Source organism: Streptomyces sp. NPDC006207, from assembly GCF_040613835.1.
In the GTDB taxonomy this organism is placed as follows: domain Bacteria; phylum Actinomycetota; class Actinomycetes; order Streptomycetales; family Streptomycetaceae; genus Actinacidiphila.
This window is the reverse complement of the sequence record NZ_JBEXSX010000045.1, coordinates 75,487-81,714: the sequence shown is the minus strand read 5'-3', so window position 1 is coordinate 81,714 and position 6,228 is coordinate 75,487. Positions and strand designations below refer to the sequence as shown.

Sequence of the window (6,228 nt, the reverse complement as noted above, 5' to 3'; positions counted from 1 at the left end):
GCTGCACACCTACAATCACCACCGCGGACACACCGCGCTGAACGGCAAACCACCCGCCAGCCGCGTCCCCAACCTCACAAGGCAATACACCTAGGGCCGGCGCACGCTTTCCAAGTCTGTTGGTGGTCATCGAGCCTGCACCTGTCGCAGTTCATCCACGTCCACGCCTGTTCGCTGACACGGGACAGCGGCAGTGCCGTACCTCGCTGGACAGCCACAGACGCCTGTGAATGAGACGGAAACTGAGACGGGCCGAGCCCTTGGGGTAACGGACCTAGACGTACCTCTGATCACGAGACCACTCTGTGGCGCTGAAGCATGCCCCCAACCACATCGCCTCAGCAAGATCGAGGATCACATCCCCTACCGTGGGTACGCCGGCCAAGCCACGCAGCGAATCGGGCAACTCATCGGGCGATAGTCCTGAAGCCAAGGCCCCGAAGCGGAGCATGTTGGGAGCGATGCGCTGCGGCTCCCAGTCGAGGTCACTGTGCAGCAGAGTTGCGAACTGCTCGCCTCGGCGTTGCCAGAAGATCAAGTCTTCGCCACAGTCGTTGACGAAGTGCCGTACGAGGTCGGAAGAGCCAAACTCAACACCCGCCATCTCTGCGAGCTGCGTGCGCAGCGCCCGGTTGCCGCGGTAGCGACCCACGTAGTGTCGGGCCACCGCCACGAAGTTGGCCAGCGTGTCGTCGTCTAGCAGACGGTCGGTGCTGATCCGAATTGTGCTGAGTCGCTTGCGTTCGCGTCGCGCCTGTAGGAGTTGTTCCGTAGCGTTTGCCCAGTACAGTCCACCCAGGTCGGGGTCGTGGACGATGCAAAGAACAGGAACGTTTCCATCGGCCCAAGTGTCCGCATGCTGTGCTACTGGCACGCCATAGCCACCTGAGCGGCGCCAGGAGACGCCTCCCTTGACCTGAACCTTGATCATGTCACCAGTTGTTTGGCCAGCTGCTGTGAATGTGACGTACAAGTCTTCGCCGAAGTCGTTCTGTCCGTCCACTTCCTGCACGATGTGGTCGTGTCGCTCCAGCAGCGCGCGGAGCGCATTGACCGCAGCGCGCCCTGTTCGCCGGCTGCTTGGTACCCCTGCCATGCGTCCCCCTTGTAGCCCTTCGATCGCAGAAGGAACTGTACGAGGGGGCGCCGACAAGACCGTCAGCTTCTGATCCGTAGCTATAGCCAGATCGGCCCGTAGCGGTCATACCGGCTCCGTACCGGCCGTGTGCGGGTGTCTATCGCCGAGGACGGTTGCTGTGGTTGCGGTACTTCGCTGCTGTACCGCATCGGGTCACTGGCGCCACCGGTCTCGGTGCCTGGCGACGCAGGCCAGGTTGATCGTGTGCTGCGGATGCGTGCGCAGCGTCCCGGAATCCGTCCCGTTCCGCATGATGGTGAGGTCGTCCATCAGCACGATGGCGCCGCCGTCGAACATGACGTGGCAGGTGGGGCAGAGACAGAGCACGTTGGCGGTGGTGTCCGGCCCGTTGTGAGGGCTGCCAAGAGCCTGAATATGGGCTCCCTCGCTGTAGGCCCCGCCAGGCAGGATCACCGTCACGCCGCAGATCTGGCAGGCTCCCTCGTGCCACTTCTTGACCTGTCGCGTGACCGCCGTGCTCCGAACGATGCGCTGCACGCTGGTCGTGACGCGCTCAGGACTTTCCGCCCCCGCCGGCGCGACCCCCGCGGCGGGTACGGGACCACTCTCGGGGAGTTCCGGAAGCTCCTGCTGCATGACTTCCGGGGCGGGGGTGTCCTGGTACGCCTCAAGCCTGAACTGCCAGATGAGAAAGCCGTCGATGCCCAGCTTGCTGCCGTAGCTGGTGACGCGGTACAGCCCGTCGTACCGGTAGCCCGTGGCCGGCGCGTAGATGGAGCCCTTGTGTGCACCTCGAAGCACGCGGACGGGCAGACCCTCCATGTGACTGGTCACCAGGGCTGCGTTGCCCGCGTCCTCAAGCGTCTGGTCGCTGACCTGGTTCTTGGACGAGTCCTGGCCACCGTGACCGGTGTAGATTGATGACGTTGCCGTAGTCCTCGTCATCCTTGTAGCCACCAGACACGACGATCGACTCAGCGCCGGTCTTCTTGGTCCCGCAGATCCCGGCCTGGAGAGGCCGGTGGACACCAGCTTCATGCGCAAGACGACGGCTCTCGAACGGCTGGCCAACCTCGACGTTGGGCACTTCACCAATCATGGCCAAAGCGTCGCACGAAGCCCTGACGAGGAGGCTGTATACCGCTGTAGTCCTCCGGCCTCCGACCTGATCCGGAGGTCGTCCGTCGCGGCAGACGTCAGGTCCTCGTTTGAGTCATCGGTCATGGCAGGCGCTAGAAGGCGCCACACGTCTGCGAGCGCATTTTGACGGGTGCCCAGCAGCCTTGGCCCGATGCGCCAGTTCGTCAAAGAGACTTCGACACGGCTTCGACAGGGCGCGTGTCGGGGGCTTGAGGAGCCACCCATCCGTTGCGGTTGGGCAGGCGATCCTCTTCGTAGATGATCTCCCCTGGATGCTTGCCGACCACCCTGCTCCCAATCGAGCTACACCACAGGACGCGCACCCTGTGACGTACCTCGCTGCTGTTATGTGAGGCTGCTTGCCGCAGATGATCAACAACGATCGGAGCGGAACCCGGGTCTGTCCGCTGACGCTCCCTACATCGAAACGAAGCCGTCTCGCCTGGCCACGAGGCAGGCTGGTTGTGGCATTTCCCTATTGCAGCGACGCCTGACGACCTACGCTGATCTAGTCGTTCGAAGCTGGCTTGGGGGACGTATGTTGGTGGAAGCCCTGATGGTGTTGGCGGCCACGGGTGGCAGCGCTGTCGTGCAGGCGGCAAGCACGGATGCATGGAACAGCGTGCGCGATGGTGCAGCTCGAATGTTGGGACGTGGAGAGATCGCGCGGGAGCGGACTGCGTTGGAGCGGTTGGACCGCACCCAGGCCGCGCTGGACACAGTGGGTGAGGGGGAGGAGGTCGAACGGGTTCGCGTCGCTCAGGCGGCGGTGTGGCAGACGCAGTTTGAAACGCTGCTGGAGGAAGCCAGCGAGTCGGAGCGGGAGCAGATTGCTGCCGAGCTTGAGGCTCTGATTGAGCGGTCTGGGGTCAAGGCGAAGGCCGAGGCCGTACACAACGACTTCCGGAACTCGACCTTTCACGGACCGGTTCAGGGTAGCGGCACTCAGCACAATCACTTCCAGCCTTAGAGTGAGTCGGTGTGGGAGCGAAGAGAAGACCCAAGGGTCGCGCACCTAGGAGTTCTCCGGCAGGAAGCCGTTCGGGAAACTGGACGCGGGGAGGGGCACACAACGATTTCCGAGGCGGGCATTTCGGTGGTCCGGCCCAAGGCAGTGGCACGCAGCACAACACTTTCGTTCAGCAGTACGCTCCGGTCCCCACTGCACTGGCCTCGCTTCCGCCTTTGCCGCCGGAATTCACCGGACGCGAGGAAGATCTCGCCTCCCTTCTCGCGCTGTTCGACCCAGCGAGGCCGGGTACACCCGCGGTGGCAACGCTCGCCGGCCTACCAGGGGTGGGTAAGACCACCTTGGCGCATGCGGTAGGCCATGCCGCCCAGGATCGAGGCTGGTTCACCGGAGTCTTGCTGGTCGGCCTACGCGGTTACGATCCGGCACCAGCTCAGCCCGAGGACGTCCTAGACGCTCTGCTGCGTTCCTTGGGGGTGCACGTCGAGCACATTCCGCCGACAGCTTCAGAGCGGGAGGCGCTTTATCGCTCCCAGCTTGACGTCCGAACGCGATCGGGCGAACGACTTTTGATGATTGCAGACAACGCTTTCAGTGTCGAGCAGGTCCGACCGTTGATGCCGACGGGGCAGCATGGCCTGCTCGTTACCTCGCGCCGAAGTCTGCCGGGCCTGGGCCGCATGCGAACCCTAAACCTGCTACAGCCTGAGGGGGCGATCGCGCTCCTCGATGCCGCTCTGCGAAATGCTGATGCTGACGATTCGCGGGTTACCGACGAGCCAGAAGCTGCCGAACGGGTAGCCCTTGCCTGTGGATTCCTTCCTCTGGCACTGCAAATCACTGCAGCATTGCTGGCCGCCGACCCAGGCCAGCCCCTTGCCGAGCGTGCTGATCGCCTCACTCAGAACGACGAGCGGTTGCAGGGCCTAGATGACGGTGAGCGCAGCTTGCGGGCCGCGTTCGATCAGTCTCTGGATCGCCTGCCGCCACAGCAGGCCGACTTGTTCCGGCTCTTGTCGCTCAACCCGGGCCCCGACATTGCGACGACCGCCGCAATGGCCATAACCGGCAAATCGCAGCAGATCACAGAAAGCCTGTTGGGGCAGCTGGCCACCGCGCACCTTGTTCAGCGAGCAGCTGTACGCGGGCGATGGCAAATGCACGACCTCCTGCGTGACTATGCCGCTCTGCAAGCTGCAACGCACACAGCGGACTCCCGTCCGACTCGGCGACGCTACCAGCAAGCCCACGCCCGTTTGACCGACTACTACATGCGTACCGCTGCAGCCGCCGACACACACCTCCGATACCCATCGACAACACCTTCATCTTTGTTTGAGACCCGGGATCAAGCACTGGAGTGGTTGGATGGCGAACGCACCAACCTCATTGCCATTGCCAATGGCAATGTCAGTACTGCGCCCAACACAACTGTTTCCCTGACCTTCGCCCTAGGCCGTTATCTGGTACACCGTAGGCGCCTACAGGACCTCGTGGCCGTTCGCTGTCTTGCTCTGGACGCTTGCCGGGCGACGGGAAGCAAGCGCAACGAGGCTGCCTCGTGGAACAACCTTGGGCTTGCTCTTCGAGAGGTGCGGCGGTTCGAGGAGGCCATTGCTGCTCATGAGACGGCCCGCGACCTGCACCACAAGCTGGGCGACACCCACCCGGAAGCCAGCGCCTGGAACAACCTCGGCCTAGCCCTTAGGCGGGTGCGGCGGTTCGAGGAGGCCATTGCAGCTCATGAGACGGCCCGCGACTTCTATCACGAGCTGAGCGACACCCACCCGGAAGCCAGCGCCTGGAACAACCTCGGCCTAGCCCTTCGGGAGGTGCGGCGGTTCGAGGAGGCCATTGCAGCTCATGAGACGGCCCGCGACCTGCACCACAAGCTGGGCGACACCCACGCGGAAGCCGGCGCTTGGAACAACCTCGGGATCGCTCTTCGGGAGGTGCGGCGGTTCGAGGAAGCCATTGCTGCTCATGAGACGGCCCGCGACCTGCACCACGAGCTAGGCGACACCCATGCGGAAGCCGGCGCTTGGAACAACCTCGGTGCTGCTCTTCGGGAGGTGCGGCGGTTCGAGGAGGCCATTGCAGCTCATGAGACGGCCCGCGACTTCTATCACGAGCTAGGCGACACCCACGCGGAAGCCGGCGCTTGGAACAACCTCGGTGCTGCTATTCGGTCAGTGCGGCGCTTCGAGGAGGCCCTTGCTGCTCATGAGACGGCCCGCGACCTCTATCACGAGCTGGGCGACACCCACGCGGAAGCCACCGCCTGGAACAACCTCGGCCTAGGCCTCCAGGAGCTGCGGCGGTTCAAGGAGGGCCTTGCTGCTCATGAGACGGCCCGCGACTTCTATCACGAGCTAGGCGACACCCACGCGGAAGCCGGCGCTTGGAACAACCTCGGTGCTGCTCTACAGGCCGTACGGCGATTCGAGGAGGGCCTTGCTGCTCATGAGACGGCCCGCGACTTCTATCACGAGCTGGGCGACACCCACGCGGAAGCCGGCGCTTGGAACAACTTCGGTGCTGCTCTACAGGCCGTACGGCGATTCGAGGAGGGCCTTGCTGCTCATGAGACGGCCCGCGACCTGCACCACGAGCTAGGCGACACCCACGCGGAAGCCAGCGACTGGGACAACCTCGGTGCTGCCCTACAGGCCGTACGGCGATTCGAAGAGGGCCTTGCTGCTCATGAGACGGCCCGCGACCTCTATCACGAGCTGGGCGACACCCACGCGGAAGCCAGCGCCTGGAACAACCTCGGTGCTGCTCTACAGGCCGTACGGCGATTCAAGGAGGGCCTTGCTGCTCATGAGACGGCCCGCGACCTCTATCACGAGCTGGGCGACACCCACGGGAAAGCCGGCGCCTGGGACAACCTTGGGATCGCTCTTCGGGAGGTGCGGCGGTTCGAGGAGGCCATTGCTGCTCATGAGACGGCCCGCGACCTGCACCACGAGCTAGGCGACACCCACGCGGAAGCCGGCGCTTGGAACAACCTCGGTGC

The 6,228-nt window shown here is 64.0% G+C and carries 5 protein-coding genes; 2 read left to right on the top strand and 3 right to left on the bottom strand.

What is annotated here, in order from left to right:
* Positions 1–274: 274 nt before the first annotated feature.
* The 3 genes from ABZ312_RS30380 to ABZ312_RS30370 form a co-directional block, all read right to left on the bottom strand.
* Entirely contained in the window at positions 275–1,096 is an 822-nt protein-coding gene (locus ABZ312_RS30380) for a DUF4365 domain-containing protein (protein ID WP_500439176.1), read from the bottom strand.
* Positions 1,097–1,291: 195 nt separating this feature from the next.
* Positions 1,292–2,044 carry a YDG/SRA domain-containing protein gene (locus ABZ312_RS30375; protein ID WP_500439175.1) on the bottom strand — a complete coding sequence of 251 codons (753 nt, stop codon included), beginning with the start codon at positions 2,042–2,044 and terminating at the stop codon, positions 1,292–1,294.
* The gene (locus ABZ312_RS30370) at positions 1,956–2,198 is read right to left on the bottom strand and encodes a YDG/SRA domain-containing protein (RefSeq protein WP_500439174.1); all 243 of its coding nucleotides are present in this window, start codon (positions 2,196–2,198) and stop codon (positions 1,956–1,958) included. The genes ABZ312_RS30375 and ABZ312_RS30370 overlap by 89 nt, the downstream gene beginning before the upstream one ends.
* Before the next feature lie 585 nt (positions 2,199–2,783).
* On the opposite strand from ABZ312_RS30370, the gene ABZ312_RS30365 reads away from it, so the two are divergent.
* Together ABZ312_RS30365 and ABZ312_RS30360 are read left to right on the top strand one after the other, a co-directional pair.
* Positions 2,784–3,209, top strand: a complete 426-nt coding sequence (locus tag ABZ312_RS30365) for a hypothetical protein (protein ID WP_500439173.1) — start codon at positions 2,784–2,786, stop codon at positions 3,207–3,209.
* Between the two features lie 326 nt (positions 3,210–3,535).
* Positions 3,536–6,228 (top strand): tetratricopeptide repeat protein (locus ABZ312_RS30360; RefSeq protein ID WP_500439172.1); only part of this gene is annotated, 2,693 nt, incomplete at its 3' end.